We start from the raw sequence: 14,116 nt of genomic DNA on the forward strand, positions 1-14,116 counted from the left end.
AATACCGCATGACTATCAACACCCAGCGCCGCAGCCTGATGAAAGCCCTGCCGGCCGCCGCCGGCCTGTCGCTCGGCATGCCGGCGCGCGCCGCCACCGCGCCCGATCCGTGGCTGCAAGCGCAAGCCATCATCGACCGCGTCTCGCGGCCACTCACGTTCCGCAAGCAGGACTTCGTCATCACCGCCTATGGCGCGCAGACCTGCAAGATGGTCAAGGTCAAAGCCTGGATCTCGTTCGAGGAACAGGACACCGTCGATACCCCTGCCGCCGGATCGAGCGACTGCTACGCCGCCATCAAGGCCGCCATCAAAGCCTGCCACGAGGCGGGTGGCGGCCGCGTGCTGGTCCCGGCCGGGAACTGGTACTGCGCCGGCCCTGTGGTGCTGCTGTCGAACGTAAACCTGCACCTGAACGCCGGCGCGCAGATCTACTTCAGCAACAACCCCGCCGACTACGCCAAATACGGCGACATCGATTGCGGCAAACAAGGCAAGCTGACGATCTCGCGTTGGCAGAGCAACGACTGCCTGAACTTCTCGTCCATGATCTACGCCTACGGCCAGGACAACATCGCCCTGACCGGCGACGACTGGACCAGCACCCTGAACGGCCAGGGCGGCGTGCCGTTCAACGAACAGGGCGACTGCTGGTGGACCTGGAAGGGCAAGCTCAAAACGCTGAACGCAGTGGCGCAAGGCTCCACGCCCAACTTCACCAAGGGGAAGATGTCGGAGAATACCGAGAACCCGTTGAACGCCGAATCGCTGTCCACCATCGCACCGCGACTGACCGAGGCGGAACGCCTGCTGATACAAGGCGAAGACGCCCGCTGGCGCGCGGACGCGCAATACCTGCCGGCGCTGTCGGAAGCGGGCGTGCCGCTGTCCAGGCGCGTGTTCGGCCTGGGCCACTTCCTGCGGCCGCCGATGATACAGCTGATCGGGTGCACCAACGTGCTGCTGGAAGGCTACCACGTCACGCACACGCCGTTCTGGCAGCACCACCCTGTCCATTGTCGCAACATCGTCATCCGCAAGGTCCACTGCGAAAGCCTTGGTCCCAACAGCGACGGCTTCGATCCGGAAGCGTGCGACCATGTGCTGATCGACGGCTGCACCTTCGACACCGGCGACGACTGCATCGCCATCAAAGCCGGCAAGGATCTCGATACGCAGTATGGCCCATCGCAAAACATCGTGATCCAGAACTGCACCATGCAGAGCGGCCACGGCGCCGTCACGCTGGGCAGCGAGATGGCGGGCGGCATCCAGAACGTCTTCGCGCAGAAGCTGGTTTTCCAGAACATCAACTGGGCCACCAATCCCTTGAACACGGCGATCCGGCTGAAGACCAACCTCAATCGCGGCGGCTACCTGCGCAACTTCCATGTGCGCGATGTCTCGATACCGAACGGCGTGCAAACCAGCCCTTCGTTCTACGCATCGCTGCCGGGATCGCCGATACAATCGAAGACCGTCGCCACGGCGGCCGGCGCCATCGTCACTTTCGACTGCGACTACACGCCGCTCAGCGACAACGTCCGCACACGGCCGCCGGTGGTCAGCAACGTCCAGATCTCCAACATCAAGGTCGGCAACGTCAAGACCAAGGATGGCAAGGTGGTGTCGTGCTATCAAGCCATCGTGATTCTCGGCCCGGTGGCGTCGGACTACAACGGCCCGCTGCCGATGCCGGCGGTCGTTCCCGTCAGCGACGTCACCATCACCGACTGCGACTTCGGCCTGCCCGCCAACATGGCGCAGCCCTGGTTCCTCTACAATGTGCAGGGCCTGACACTGAAGAACGTCACGATCGGCGGCAAGGTCCATAACACGACGCTGTCCACCTGAGCGGGGTGGTCCGGCGCCATTTGATAACGGCGATATGGATTCGCATATACTGACGTGACTTACACGTCCGGAGTCCGCCATGCGACCACTGTTCATGCTGCTGTTGCTGTCTTCCGCCGCCGCGCAGGCGGCGCCCGTCGAGGCGCTCAAGCCGATGGCTTTCCTGGCCGGGCATTGCTGGAAGGGTGACTTCCCGGAAGGTAAGCAGAGCGACGAGCACTGCTTCCAGTGGCAGTACGAAGGCAATGTGCTGCGCGACGTGCACACGGTGCGCACGCCGGGCAAGCCGGACTATGTCGGCGAGACGATCTACTACTACGATTCAGCGGTCAGGCAGGTGGCGTTCCTGTACGTGGAAAACGGCGGCGGCTACAGCCGCGGCACGATGACGCCGACCACCACCGGCCTTGACTTCCCCGCCACGCAATACGTGGCCGACGGCCAGTCCCTCACCTACCGCGTCCGCTGGACGCCCGCAAGCGCCGACGCTTACGAGGCCTTCAGCGAAATGAACATCAAGGATAAATGGGTCACGCAGTTCAAGCTCGTGCTGAAGAAGCAGTAAGCGGCAGCGATCATTTCTTAGAGCCATTAGGAAAATAGAACGAGATAACCAACGTGACGATTGGCAGGGCACCTATCTTTACCAGCTCAGAGAGCTGCGCGGGTGCACTGTTCGCCGGATAGCAAGCATATCCAGCAATGATGCCTGAAGAGATGATCGCGAGTCCCAGTAATATCTGCTTGGCGAATTTCAATCGGTCGCTGGCGGAGACTTCAACGCTGGGGTGATCGCGAAATACACTTCCCGGAATATCGATGTCATGCTGTTCCGGCGTGGACATCATATCCCCGTCACGACACCTACTGCTTGCAGCCTGTTATCAGGCAAGCGGCGAACCAAACCAAGCGACGAGCCATCGCCCTTCTGCTTCTCATCATAAGCAACCTTCAGCAAAGCAAAAGCACGCAGCATTGCTTCTCCTTTACTAATTCCTCTGGCGCAGGCAATCATGTTGAGCGCATCGTCAACTTCAGGGGACATTTCCACAGTCATGCTTCTCATGATGCACCTCCGTCGCAGCACATTTGATAAAAATTATACTGCGCTTTTTTTTGCCAGCTTGTTTGAGAAAAGCCAAACGGGCGGACTAGAGTGTAACGTGGAAATAGTCGATGTCGACATAGCCGCCGTTTGTGGCGAACAGGCCCATTTGCGCGCCCACCCAGCGGCCCATGCGGGCGGTAAAAGATTTTCCGATGATGGTGTAATTCTGCTCGTCGCGGCTATATGAGAAGGTGGTTACGCCGCCCGGCCGCACTTGCATGCGCAGCCAGACTTGCGGGCCGGCCAGCTCGGCTCCGGCCTCCTCCTTCTCGCCACACGTGGCCTCGGTTTTGTAGCAGCTGACCAGCGCCAGCCTGGTCTTGCCGCCTTCGCGACGTGCGCCCAGCCATGCATAGTCGGCGCCGTACATGATCAGGCCCGCAGTGCCGCCCTCGCCCAACGCGCTCACATCCATCAGCGTCGTGACGGTGAACGATTCGGCCGGAAGTTTTTGCAGCAGCAGCGACGGCGCGTCCCACAGATTGCGGCCTGCAGGTTGGCCGTGCAGCCGCAGGTAACCCATGCGCGCAGACAGCGAATACCACTCGGGCTTCCAGTTCGCGTTCCACTGCCATTGAAGGCCGAGCGACGCGCCGTCGAATTCGTCGCTGGTCGCAGGCGCCGTGGCGGCGTGCCCCGCCACCGGTTTGCGATATTGCAGCACCGGCTGCCCCGTGCCTTTGCCATCCACGTCCTCACCGATCACCGGCCAGCCATCGCGCCACCGCATCGGCTGCAGATGCACCACGCGGCCGTAGGCGCGCTTGTCCTGGAAGTGGATGAACCAATCCGCCCCCGCCTGGGTGCGCACCCACGCGCCTTGATGCGGGCCATTGACCGGCGTGCGTCCCTTCGCCATCACGATCCTGTCCTCGTAAGGCCCGTCGATGCTGCGCGAACGGAACACCGACTGCCAGCCGAATTCCACGCCGCCCGCTGGCGCGAAGACGTAGTAGTAGCCGTCATGCTTGTACAGCTTGGGTCCTTCCAGCGTGGTGTAGTTGGGCAGGCGGTTGCCGTCGATGACGGTCTTGCCCGCGTCGTCCAGCATGCGGCTGGCGTCCGGCGCCATGCGGCGCAAGTTCAGTTGGTTGGCGATGCCGGCGCGGCTCTTGGCCCACGCGTGCAGCAGGTAAGCCTGGCCATCGTCATCCCACAGCGGCGCCGGATCGATGATGCCCTTGCCGGCCAGCAGAAGACGCGGTGCGCTCCAGGGCCCGGCGAATTCGGTCGCCGTCATCACGTAGACGCCGAAATCAGGATCGGGATAGAAGATCCAAAACTTGCCGTCGTGGTGGCGCAGGCACGGCGCCCACACGCCCTTGCCATGCTGCGGCGACGCGAAGACATCCAGCGGCAGCTGCTGCGGCAGGGCGTGGCCGACCAGCATCCAGTTCACCATGTCCGGCGATTGCAGCAACGGCAGGCCGGGCGCGTTGTTGAAGCTGGAGGAAGTCAGGTAGTACATGTCGCCGACGCGGATCGCGTCGGGATCGGAATAGTCGGCGTGCAGCACCGGGTTTTGATACTGACCGTTGCCCAGGTCGGGCATCCACGGCGACGCCACCGGTGCGGCGCCACATGCGGCCAGCAAGGCCGCAAACAGAAAGGGCAGAAGCCTGTTCAGCATCTGCCCCGTCATTACAGTCCGAACGGCGTTTCCGCCACGCCCTGAACACCAGGCCGCAGCAGCGCGACTGCACCGCCCCACTCCGCGTCCTCCGGCTTGCCGGAGACGATGGACGTGATCATCAGCGTATCCAGATCCTTGCCGCCGAACGCGCACATCGCAGGCTTGAGCATCGGCACGTCGATGCGGCGATCCAGCTTGCCGTCCGGCGTGAAGCGCAGCACGCAGCCGCCGTCGTTACCGCAGATCCAGTAGCAACCGTCGCTGTCGATGGCGGCGCCGTCGGGACGGCCCACATGCGTCGACATGTCCGCGAACACGCGACGGTTGGACGGCACGCCATCGGCTATGTCGTAATCGAAGGCCCAGACCATGCGCCGCGCCGGATGCGAATCCGACAGGTACATGGTGCGGCCGTCCGGCGAGAACGCCAGGCCGTTCTGCGTGAGCAGCTCCGACACCACCGGCGCCGAAATGCCACGCACCGCATCATAGCGATACAGCTCGCCGACCGCGCGCGCGGCCGACATGTCCATGAACATGGTGCCGCTCCAGAAGCGCCCCTGACGGTCGCAGCGGCCGTCGTTGAAGCGCATGCCCTCGCCCAGCCCGGCGGCGGGCGCCGCCAGCCTGGTCTGGACTACGGCTTCCGCCTCGCCCAGCTCCAGGCTGAAGATGCCCGTCTCCATGCCGGCGATCAGCCCACCGTCCGCCTTGGCCGCCACGCAGGCGACCATTTCGGTGCTGGTCCAAAAGCGCGCCGCGCCGCTGACGCCGTCCAGGCGCCAAACGCGTTTGGCGGGAATATCGACCCAGTACCAGGCCGATTCCGCCGTGCTCCACGTTGGGCTTTCGCCCACCGTGCAGCAAATGTCGCTTATGCGTTCCATGCCAGGTCGCCGTTGACGACACGCGGAATGTTTTGCGGGTTGGCGTCAGCCAGCGACTCAGGCAGCAGGTACGAAGGCACATCCTGATAGCACACAGGACGCAGGAAACGGTCGATGGCCGAAGCGCCGACCGACGTCGTGCGGCTGTCGGAGGTCGACGGGAACGGGCCGCCGTGCACCATCGCGTGCGACACTTCCACGCCGGTGCCGAAGCCATTGAACAGGATGCGGCCCACTTTGCGTTCCAGCGTAGGCATCAGGCGCGCCGCCAGTTCGCGGTCGTCGGCGGTGGCGTGGACGGCAGCGGTCAGCTGGCCTTCCACATGTTCGGCCACGGCCAGCATTTGCGCCTCATCGTCGCAGACCACCAGCAGCGAGGTCGGTCCGAAGATCTCGCCTTCCAGCGCGGTATTGGTCAGGAAGGACTTCGCGTCCACCTGGTACAGGAAGGCCTGCGCGGCGCACGGTGCGTCCGTGCCCTGGCCTGCGGCGACCTGCTGCACGCCGTCGATGGCGGCCAGGCCGCTGACGCCGGAGACATAGGCTTTGTGGATGCCGGGGGTCAGCATGGTGGTCGCGCTCTTCGCGCCCAGCGTGCCCGATACGGCGGCCACGAAGGCTTGCAACTTGTCGCTCTTCAGGCCGACCAGCATGCCTGGGTTGGTGCAGAACTGGCCCGAGCCCAAGGTCAGCGAATCGGCGAAGGCTTGCGGCAGCTTGGCGTTATCCAGTGCGCCCGGCAGCAGGAAGACTGGATTGATCGAGCTCATTTCGGCGTAGACCGGAATCGGCTCTTTGCGCGCGGCAGCGGTGCGCATCAGCGCCAGGCCGCCCGAACGCGAACCGGTGAAGCCCACGGCCTTGATCGCAGGATGGCTGACCAGGTTCTGGCCGATGGTCTGGCCGGAGCCGATCAGCATCGAGAACACGCCTTCCGGCATGCCGCATTCCTGGGCAGCCTTGGCGACCGCCTTGCCGACCAGTTCAGAGGTACCCAGGTGGGCCGAGTGGGCCTTGACCACCACCGGGCAGCCGGCAGCCAGTGCCGACGCGGTATCGCCGCCGGCCACCGAGAACGCCAGCGGGAAGTTCGATGCGCCGAACACGGCGACCGGGCCCAGGCCGATCTTGCGCAGGCGCAGATCGCTGCGCGGTGGCGTGCGTTCCGGCAGCGCGCTGTCCAGCGTCGCCGATTGGAAGCGGCCGTCGCGCACGACTTTCGCGAACAAACGCAGCTGGTTGCAGGTACGGCCACGCTCACCTTCGAGACGGGCTTGCGGCAGACCGCTTTCCTGCATCGCGCGTTCGATCAGCGCAGGGCCGATGTCCATAATGCGGTCGGCGATGGTTTCCAGGAACTTGGCGCGCGCTTCCAGGCCGGTGGCGCGGTAGATGTCGAAAGCCTGGTCGGCCAGTTCGCAGGCGCGCTGCAGGTCGGCGGCGCCGGCCAGGCCGAAGGCCGGTTCGATTTCCACGTTACGCGATGGATCGATCGCCTTCATCGTGCCTTCTTTGCCCAAGACCGCGCTGCGGCCGATAACCATTTCACCAGCAACTTGCATAATGACTCCTCAATGTATGAAAAGCGCGGACGAGCCGCGCTTGTTTTATATTTGTCGCCGCCGCAGGGATTACTGAGCGCCTTGTTTGCGGATCAGTTTATCCAGCATGTCGCATTCTTCCGCAGTCAGATCGGTCAGTGGTGCGCGCACCGGGCCTGCATCGTGGCCCACCAGGCGTGCACCCGCTTTAACAATACTCACTGCGTAGCCGGCCTTGCGGTTACGTATCTCCAGGTATGGCAGGAAGAACTCGTCCAGCATGCGGTTTTGTTCGGCGTGATTGTCCGACGCGACGGCATGGTAGAAGTCCATCGCCAGTTTCGGCATGAAGTTGAATACCGCCGACGAGTATACCGGAGTCCCCAAAGCCTTGTACGCGGCCGCGTAAACTTCGGCGGTCGGCAGGCCGCCCAGGTAGCTGAAGCGGTCGCCCATCTTGCGCCAGATCGAGACCATCAGCTCGATGTCGCCGACGCCGTCCTTGAAGCCGACCAGGTTAGGGCAACGGTCGGCCAGCTTGGCCAGCGAGTCCGGCGTCAGGCGGCAGTTGGCGCGGTTGTAGACCACCACGCCCAGCTTGGTCGCCTTGCAGACTTCGGCGACGTGTTCGATCAAGCCATCCTGGCTTGCTTCGGTCAGGTAGTGCGGCAGCAGCAGCAGGCCCTGCGCGCCAACGCGCTCGGCTTCCTTGGCGTAGGCTGCGGCCACGCGGGTCGGGCCGCCGACGCCGGCCAGGATAGGCACTTGGCCGGCGCAGGTGTCGACGGCGGTCTTGATGATGTCGGTGTATTCGTTGGCCGTCAGCGAGAAGAACTCGCCCGTGCCGCCGGCGGCGAACAGCGCGGTGGCGCCGTAGGGAGCCAGCCATTCCAGGCGCTCGATATAGGTCGACTTGCGGAAGTTGCCTTCAGCGTCGAAGTCGGTGACCGGGAACGACAGCAGGCCGGAGGAAAGAATTTTTTTAAGGTCATTCGGTTGCATAAGGTCTCCAATAATCGACAGCGCATCTCAGGACGGGGAATTCGGCGGCTGCGCGCCACCTGTTGTATGACATCGTACAACTATCTTCGTGAGTGAGCAAGCGATTTAGCGAAATCCGCCGAATCGCCCCGCTATCGTTGCTTTTTATGCAGTCTGGCCGGCGGCGATGCCTTCTTGCGCGCGGCGCAGGCGCTCGCGGCTGTTGCTCAGGTGGGTGCGCATGGCGGCGCGGGCCGCCTCGGCGTCCTTGCGCAGGATGGCGTTGTAGATGTCGTCGTGCTCGCGGTTGAGGCGTTCCAGGTACACGGCCGGATCGTCATGCGCCAGCTGCGCCGAATTGACGCGCGCGCGCGGGATGATGGTGTTGCCTAGGTCGCTGAGGATGTCGACGAAATAGCGGTTGCCGGTCGCTTGCGCGATCAGCAGGTGGAAGGCGACGTCCGATTCCACCGAGCCGGGACGGCCCTGCGAATGCTGGATGCGCTTGAGCACCGCGCCCATCTCCTGTACTTGCTCCTCGGTGCGGCGGGTGGCGGCCAGCCAGGCGGCCTCGGTCTCCAGGCTGATGCGCAGCTCCAGGATGGCCAGCACGTCGCCGATGGTGCGGATGGTGTCGGCCGAGATGCGCAGGTTGGCCGGCTGCGGCTCCAGCACGAAGGTGCCGATGCCGTGGCGGGTCTGCACCAGCCCCGCCGCCTGCAGGTGCGAGATGGCCTCGCGCACCACGGTGCGGCTGACGCCGTGGATCTCCATGATGACCGACTCGGTCGGCAGCTTTTCGCCCGGCTTCAGGGTGCCGGCCTGGATGCTGTTGGTGAACGCCTCGACCACGCCCTGGGCGAGGTTGCGATGCTTCTTCTTCGGCACGAGGACGGTAGGAGCGGACATGGGAGCGGCGGCGGTCTGGTTCATGGTCTTTTTACTGTTGTATGACGACTGTTAGCATACACGCTTCTGGCGTGTCGCACGATCCGCATATTGCCAGACTTTGGGCAACAATTGTGCCTTAGACACTATTTTCGGCACGATTAGTGCATATGGACTAGTTCGTTAAACAACACTCAGGCCAGCAGCGCGGCGCTCATGGAGGCGGCTTCGTCGGCCGATTCGAACAGGATTTGCTCCAGCGCGGCGTTATCGTCGAAGAAGCCGGCCAGGCTGGCGTGTTCGCGTTGCGGCGCCAGCGGCGACGGCACGGGGGCCAGGTGCTTGGCGATCAGCAGGGTATCGCGCAGGCCCAGCGGCGGCGGCGTCAGCGTGGCGCCGCGCAGCGAGACGATGGCCTGGCTGACCGGCTCCGGGATCGCCATCTTCTTCATGATTTCGCGGGTGATGATTTCCTGCGCCGCGGCCATCCAGTCTTCGGGATCGTCGAGCAGGCCGGGGATGTCGTCGGCGCGCGCCAACAGGTAGAAGCCCCCTGCCTCGTGCACGATGCCGGCGAACAGCGCGGTATCGGCGTCGGTGCGGGTCAGCTTGCGGGCGATCACGTGGGACAGCGCGGCCACGTGGGCCGAGTGGCGCCACAGTTGTTCGGCCTGGGCGCGCAAGGCTGCGTCGCGGATGCGGCTGCCGAACTGGCGCACCACCATCGCGGCGGCCATCGTGTACAGGTTGCGGAAGCCGACCCGCTGCACCGCCGCGCGCACGCTGGTGACCGGCGCGCCGCCGCGGTTGAACACCACCGCATTGGCCAGCGCCACGGTGCGCGCGGCCAGCAGCGGCTCGCCCAGCACCTTGCGGATCACGTCTTCGGTGTCGCAGTCGGGATCGGCCAACGCCAGTTGCAGACGCAAAGCGGCATTGACGCTGGTTGGAAAAACCAGCTCCCCCTTTGAAGCCTGGGCAACAATCTCAGCGTAGTCTTTTAGTTTTTCCATGGAAACATTATACCGTGGAAAACTGGGGTCAAGTCTGACATTCGGACACGAACTCCGCCGTAGCGGCCGCTACGGCGGAGTTCGTGTCCGAATGTCAGACTTGACCCCGGGGCTTACTTGACCCCGGGGCTTACAGGTGAGCGGCGATCTGCGGCAGCAGCTCGTCGAAGGTGCGGCCTTTGCCGTTTTCACCGATGGCGTGCATCTTCCATTCGCCGTTGTGGCGATACAACTTGGCCATGATCTGCGCCGAGTGCGCGCCCTGCACGGACAGGTTGAAACGCGCCACTTCCTTGCCGCTGCTGGCGTCCAGCAGGCGGCAGTAGCCGTTCTCCACTTGCTCGAAAGTCTGGCCGGTGAAGCTGTTCACCGTGAACACCAGGCTCTTGATCGTGGACGGCACGGCGTTCAGGTCGACGTTGATCTGCTCATCGTCGCCATCGCCGGCGCCGGTGCGGTTGTCGCCGGTGTGCTGGATGCTGCCATCCTTGCTCTTCAACTGGCGGAACCAGATCACGTCGACCGGCGCGCCGGACTCGTTGAACATCACGCACGAGGCGTCCAGGTCGACCGCCTCGGTCTTCGAGCCGAAGCCCAGGAAGCCCTTGGTCTTGATCGCATCCCAGCCCAGGCCCATGGTCACGCGGCCCAATGCGCCGCCCGATTCCTTGGCCAGTGAGATCTTCTGGCCCTTGCTTAAACTGACTGTCATCTTGCTACTCCTTAGAATTTACTGCGCAACGCCGCGCTGCGCCCAGGCCTGGAATGCCGCGCCGTTGCGCGAGCAGATCAGGATTTTTCCGTGGCCGGAAAAGCGCAGCACCATGCCTTCGCCGCTGGTCTGGCTGTTGACCAGATTGCTCAGAAAGCCGCTGTTGCCGCCGGTGGTGACCGAGATTTCGTAGCGCAGCGCGCTATCCCATGCCACCACATGCGAGTTATCGATAATCACATCGCGCCCCGGCGTGACGTCCAGTTGCGACATCGAGCCGAAGCCCGACACCGCCACCTGGCCGACGCCCGCGGTCTCGGTGATGAAAAAGCCGCCGCTCTGCGCGAACAGCGCATTGCCCAGGCTTTGGGTACGCACCTTCAACTCGACGCCGGAGGTGGCGGCGACGAAGGCGCCGTCGCTCAGCATGTACTGCCGCTGGCCGACGTCGAGCACCTGCATCGCTCCCGGCAGGCGCGGCGCCAGCAAACAATCGCCCTCGCCGCGCACTGCCTCGATGTGCTGCTGGAAGAAGGACTCGCCGTTGGCGAAGCGGCGCATGATGGCCGCGCCGATGCCGCCGGTGACCTTGCCCTTCAGATCAAGCGCCGCTTCCATCATCACCATCGCATCCGACTCGCAGTAGATTTTTTCACCGTGAGCCAGCGAGACGTGCAGGAAGGGATCGATGTCGCCGGTGATCGAAAATTTAGGCATGGTGGAGTCCTTTCTTCTTCAGGTTAAAAATTAAACGCGCACGCCGAACGACGACGCCAGCGGACCGAGGCCGCCCTTGAAGCCCTGGCCGACGGCCTTGAACTTCCAATCGGCGCCGTTGCGATACACCTCGCCGAAGATCATCGCAGATTCGGTCGAACCGTCTTCGGACAAGTCGTAGCGGGCGATCTCGCCGTTGCCGGCGCCGTTCAGGCAGCGGATGAAGGCCTTCTGCACCATGCCGAAGTTCTGGCGGCGCTCGTCGCCTTCGTGGATCGTCGCGCAGATGGCGATGCGTTCCACGTCGGCCGGCACGCGGGTCAGGTCGATGGTGACGGTTTCGTCGTCGCCATCGCCGGCGCCGGTGCGGTTGTCGCCGGAGTGGCTCACCGACTGGTCCGACGATTTCAGGTTGTTGTAGAAGATGAAGTCGTTGTCGGCGCGGACCTTGCCGTCGACTTTCAACAGGAAGGCCGAGCCGTCCAGGTCGAAGTCCTTGCCGTCGGTGCTGCGTACATCCCAGCCCAGACCAACCACGATTTTCGACAGGCCTGGCGCTTCTTTGCTCAGATTGACGTTGCCGCCTTTTTGCAGACTGATTGCCATGATGTGATGCTCCTAAAAAGAGAACCGGACTTTATTGCTTACTTCCGTACTACAGGCGGCGGACCGTGTCCGTAATTAACGGTCCGCCGAATTCTTTACGCTGCGATAGCGACAGCGGCTTCCTTGTGACGGCGATGACGCACCGAGGACCACAGCGAGGCGCCGATGAAGGCCACGCCTATCAGCCCGGTGAACAGTTCCGGGATGTGGAACTTCATACTCGCCAACATGATCGCGGCCAGGATACCGATCGCATAGTGCGCACCGTGCTCCAGGAAGACGAATTCGTCGAGCGTGCCCTTCTTCACCAGGTACACCGTCAGCGAGCGGACGAACATCGCGCCAATCGCCAGGCCCAACATGATGATTACGACGTCGGTGGTGATGGCGAACGCGCCGATCACGCCGTCGAAGCTGAACGAAGCATCGAGCACTTCGAGGTACAGGAAACCACCGATACCGCCACGCTTGACCAGGTCACCGACATTGCTGCCTTCCTCTTCCTTCTCCAGCAGGTTGCTGACCGCGTCGACGCCGACGTAGATCAGGATGCCCCACAGGCCGGACACCAGCACCACCAGCTTTTGCGCCTCGCCTACCAGGCCCATAGAGCCCAGTAGGACGGCCAGCGCAATCATTACCGAGATCGAGGAGACCTTGCCCAGCGAGCCGAGTTTCTTCTCGACGTTGCCCAGCCAGTGGACTTCTTTCTCGTCATCGAACAGGAAGTTCAGGAACACCAGCAGCAGGAACATGCCGCCGAAAGCCGCCACTTCCGCGTGGTGATTCGTCAGGTGCATCGAATACGTCTTCGGGTCGTTCAGCGCCAGGTGCCACACATCCATGATGCCGATGTCCGCAGCCACCGCCACGATCACCAGCGGGAACAGCAAGCGCATGCCGAACACCGCGATGATGATGCCGACGCCGAGGAACAGCTTCTGCCAGTAGTCGTCCCAGGTCTTGAGCACGGAGGCGTTGACCACCGCGTTATCGAACGACAGCGACACTTCCATCGCCGCCAGGATCGCGGCGATACCCACGGCGGACAAGGCGCCGCTCCAGCCAGACAGTTCGTAGCCCCACCAGCCCGCTGCAGCAAGGCAGAGGAACGTGACGAGGAATGACACTTTGAAGTGTTTCATTCTTTTCTCTCATGGATATAAATCGATGGGATGCAGTGTAGAGAACAATGCGTTTTTTAAAAATAGAAGATAATTGAAGTATTACTTCGTAAAAGCAGAAGATCATGAAAACCAGCGGACTCAATTTTCGACATCTGTACTTCTTCTGGATGGTGGCCAAGGAAGGCGGCGTCACGCGCGCGGCAGAGCGCCTGGGGCTGGCCGTGCAGACCATCAGCATGCAACTCGCATCGCTGGAACAATCGATCGGCAAGCAGCTGCTGGAGCCGCAGGGCCGCAGGCTGGTGCCGACCGAGGCGGGCAAGCTGGCGCTCACCTACTGCGACCAGATCTTCCTGCTGGGCGACCAGTTGCAGGACGCGCTGGACGAAACGGAGGCGAGCAAGATGCGGCTGACGGTCGGCATCTCCGACTCGCTGCCCAAGCTGATCGCCTACCGCCTGCTGCAGGCGACGCAGCAGCTGGAGCAGCAGGTGCGGCTGGTGTGCATGGAGGATGAATTCGAATCGCTGCTGGCCGACCTGGCGCTGGGCAAGCTGGACGTGGTGCTGACCGACCGCGCCGTGCGCGCCGGCGGCAGCCTGAAGGTGTTCAGCCACTTGCTGGGCGAAAGCGACATGAAGCTGTACGGTGTGCCCAAGCTGGCGCGCAAGTACCGGCGCAACTTCCCGGACAGCCTGCACGGCGCGCCGCTGCTGCTACCGACCCGCAACAACGCCCTGCGCGGCCGCATCGACGCCTGGCTGGTGCAACACCAGGTGCGGCCGGACATCGTCGGCGAGTTCGAGGACAACGCCATGCTGAACACTTTCGGCCGCAACGGCCTGGGCCTGTTCTTCGCGCCGTCGGCGCTGGCGCAGGACATCGAGGAGCAGTTCGGCGCCGTGCTGGTGGGCGACGCGCCCGAGCTGCGCGAACAGTTCTACGCCATCTCCAACGCCCGCAAAATCACGCATCCGGCGATCGAAGCCATCCTGTCGGCGGTCCATAGCGGGCCCTTCGCCATCGCCGAATAGGCTAAGATGCTGGTTT

At 63.3% G+C, this 14,116-nt stretch carries 15 protein-coding genes; 3 read left to right on the forward strand and 12 right to left on the reverse strand.

Annotated elements, in window-relative coordinates; all coding sequences use genetic code 11:
• The first annotated feature begins 8 nt into the window (after positions 1–8).
• Positions 9–1,853 (forward strand): glycoside hydrolase family 28 protein, encoded by a 1,845-nt coding sequence (locus KVP70_RS15420; RefSeq protein ID WP_217943100.1) that lies wholly within the window; start codon positions 9–11, stop codon positions 1,851–1,853.
• A 79-nt stretch (positions 1,854–1,932) separates the two neighbouring features.
• Positions 1,933–2,418, forward strand: a complete 486-nt coding sequence (locus KVP70_RS15425) for a hypothetical protein (protein WP_217943101.1) — start codon at positions 1,933–1,935, stop codon at positions 2,416–2,418.
• A 10-nt stretch (positions 2,419–2,428) separates the two neighbouring features.
• Here KVP70_RS15425 and KVP70_RS15430 read toward each other — a convergent pair whose 3' ends face one another.
• The 12 genes from KVP70_RS15430 to KVP70_RS15485 form a co-directional block, all read right to left on the reverse strand.
• The gene (locus tag KVP70_RS15430) at positions 2,429–2,698 is read right to left on the reverse strand and encodes a hypothetical protein (RefSeq protein WP_217943102.1); all 270 of its coding nucleotides are present in this window, start codon (positions 2,696–2,698) and stop codon (positions 2,429–2,431) included.
• Positions 2,698–2,919 carry a hypothetical protein gene (locus tag KVP70_RS15435; protein WP_217943103.1) on the reverse strand — a complete coding sequence of 74 codons (222 nt, stop codon included), beginning with the start codon at positions 2,917–2,919 and terminating at the stop codon, positions 2,698–2,700. Before KVP70_RS15435 ends, KVP70_RS15430 begins: the two co-directional genes overlap by 1 nt.
• Positions 2,920–3,004: 85 nt before the next feature.
• On the reverse strand, positions 3,005–4,591 hold the full coding sequence (locus tag KVP70_RS15440; RefSeq protein WP_217943104.1) for a glycoside hydrolase family 43 protein: 1,587 nt from the start codon (positions 4,589–4,591) through the stop codon (positions 3,005–3,007).
• Between the two features lie 11 nt (positions 4,592–4,602).
• Complete coding sequence (locus tag KVP70_RS15445; RefSeq protein WP_217943105.1) at positions 4,603–5,481, reverse strand: SMP-30/gluconolactonase/LRE family protein; 879 nt, start codon at positions 5,479–5,481, stop codon at positions 4,603–4,605.
• Positions 5,469–7,043 carry an aldehyde dehydrogenase (NADP(+)) gene (locus KVP70_RS15450; RefSeq protein ID WP_217943106.1) on the reverse strand — a complete coding sequence of 525 codons (1,575 nt, stop codon included), beginning with the start codon at positions 7,041–7,043 and terminating at the stop codon, positions 5,469–5,471. Before KVP70_RS15450 ends, KVP70_RS15445 begins: the two co-directional genes overlap by 13 nt.
• 69 nt (positions 7,044–7,112) lie before the next feature.
• A complete protein-coding gene (gene kdgD, locus KVP70_RS15455) occupies positions 7,113–8,024 on the reverse strand; it encodes a 5-dehydro-4-deoxyglucarate dehydratase (RefSeq protein WP_217943107.1) in 912 nt (303 codons plus the stop codon).
• A gap of 144 nt (positions 8,025–8,168) precedes the next feature.
• Complete coding sequence (locus tag KVP70_RS15460; protein WP_217943108.1) at positions 8,169–8,936, reverse strand: FadR/GntR family transcriptional regulator; 768 nt, start codon at positions 8,934–8,936, stop codon at positions 8,169–8,171.
• 149 nt (positions 8,937–9,085) lie between these two features.
• A complete protein-coding gene (locus tag KVP70_RS15465; protein WP_217943109.1) occupies positions 9,086–9,904 on the reverse strand; it encodes an HDOD domain-containing protein in 819 nt (272 codons plus the stop codon).
• A 130-nt stretch (positions 9,905–10,034) separates the two neighbouring features.
• The gene (locus KVP70_RS15470; RefSeq protein WP_217943110.1) at positions 10,035–10,616 is read right to left on the reverse strand and encodes a TerD family protein; all 582 of its coding nucleotides are present in this window, start codon (positions 10,614–10,616) and stop codon (positions 10,035–10,037) included.
• A gap of 18 nt (positions 10,617–10,634) precedes the next feature.
• Positions 10,635–11,333 (reverse strand): TIGR00266 family protein, encoded by a 699-nt coding sequence (locus KVP70_RS15475; protein ID WP_217943111.1) that lies wholly within the window; start codon positions 11,331–11,333, stop codon positions 10,635–10,637.
• Between the two features lie 30 nt (positions 11,334–11,363).
• Positions 11,364–11,939 (reverse strand): TerD family protein, encoded by a 576-nt coding sequence (locus KVP70_RS15480; RefSeq protein WP_217943112.1) that lies wholly within the window; start codon positions 11,937–11,939, stop codon positions 11,364–11,366.
• A gap of 95 nt (positions 11,940–12,034) precedes the next feature.
• Positions 12,035–13,084, reverse strand: a complete 1,050-nt coding sequence (locus tag KVP70_RS15485) for a DUF475 domain-containing protein (RefSeq protein ID WP_217943113.1) — start codon at positions 13,082–13,084, stop codon at positions 12,035–12,037.
• A gap of 104 nt (positions 13,085–13,188) precedes the next feature.
• Between KVP70_RS15485 and nhaR the strand changes: the two genes are divergently transcribed.
• Positions 13,189–14,100, forward strand: a complete 912-nt coding sequence (nhaR, locus tag KVP70_RS15490) for a transcriptional activator NhaR (protein ID WP_217943114.1) — start codon at positions 13,189–13,191, stop codon at positions 14,098–14,100.
• Positions 14,101–14,116 lie beyond the last annotated feature (16 nt).

It is taken from the genome of Duganella violaceipulchra (assembly GCF_019166075.1).
Classification (GTDB): domain Bacteria; phylum Pseudomonadota; class Gammaproteobacteria; order Burkholderiales; family Burkholderiaceae_D; genus Rugamonas; species Rugamonas violaceipulchra.

Excerpts from the sequence above, each read along its gene's own strand:
- KVP70_RS15465 (WP_217943109.1), bottom strand. The coding sequence starts at position 9,904 with ATGGAAAAACTAAAAGACTACGCTGAGATTGTTGCCCAGGCTTCAAAG.
- KVP70_RS15460 (WP_217943108.1), bottom strand. The coding sequence starts at position 8,936 with ATGAACCAGACCGCCGCCGCTCCCATGTCCGCTCCTACCGTCCTCGTG.
- KVP70_RS15440 (WP_217943104.1), bottom strand. The coding sequence starts at position 4,591 with ATGCTGAACAGGCTTCTGCCCTTTCTGTTTGCGGCCTTGCTGGCCGCA.
- KVP70_RS15475 (WP_217943111.1), bottom strand. The coding sequence starts at position 11,333 with ATGCCTAAATTTTCGATCACCGGCGACATCGATCCCTTCCTGCACGTC.
- KVP70_RS15435 (WP_217943103.1), bottom strand. The coding sequence starts at position 2,919 with ATGAGAAGCATGACTGTGGAAATGTCCCCTGAAGTTGACGATGCGCTC.
- KVP70_RS15470 (WP_217943110.1), bottom strand. The coding sequence starts at position 10,616 with ATGACAGTCAGTTTAAGCAAGGGCCAGAAGATCTCACTGGCCAAGGAA.
- KVP70_RS15425 (WP_217943101.1), top strand. The coding sequence starts at position 1,933 with ATGCGACCACTGTTCATGCTGCTGTTGCTGTCTTCCGCCGCCGCGCAG.
- KVP70_RS15430 (WP_217943102.1), bottom strand. The coding sequence starts at position 2,698 with ATGTCCACGCCGGAACAGCATGACATCGATATTCCGGGAAGTGTATTT.
- nhaR (WP_217943114.1), top strand. The coding sequence starts at position 13,189 with ATGAAAACCAGCGGACTCAATTTTCGACATCTGTACTTCTTCTGGATG.
- KVP70_RS15480 (WP_217943112.1), bottom strand. The coding sequence starts at position 11,939 with ATGGCAATCAGTCTGCAAAAAGGCGGCAACGTCAATCTGAGCAAAGAA.
- kdgD (WP_217943107.1), bottom strand. The coding sequence starts at position 8,024 with ATGCAACCGAATGACCTTAAAAAAATTCTTTCCTCCGGCCTGCTGTCG.
- KVP70_RS15420 (WP_217943100.1), top strand. The coding sequence starts at position 9 with ATGACTATCAACACCCAGCGCCGCAGCCTGATGAAAGCCCTGCCGGCC.
- KVP70_RS15450 (WP_217943106.1), bottom strand. The coding sequence starts at position 7,043 with ATGCAAGTTGCTGGTGAAATGGTTATCGGCCGCAGCGCGGTCTTGGGC.
- KVP70_RS15485 (WP_217943113.1), bottom strand. The coding sequence starts at position 13,084 with ATGAAACACTTCAAAGTGTCATTCCTCGTCACGTTCCTCTGCCTTGCT.
- KVP70_RS15445 (WP_217943105.1), bottom strand. The coding sequence starts at position 5,481 with ATGGAACGCATAAGCGACATTTGCTGCACGGTGGGCGAAAGCCCAACG.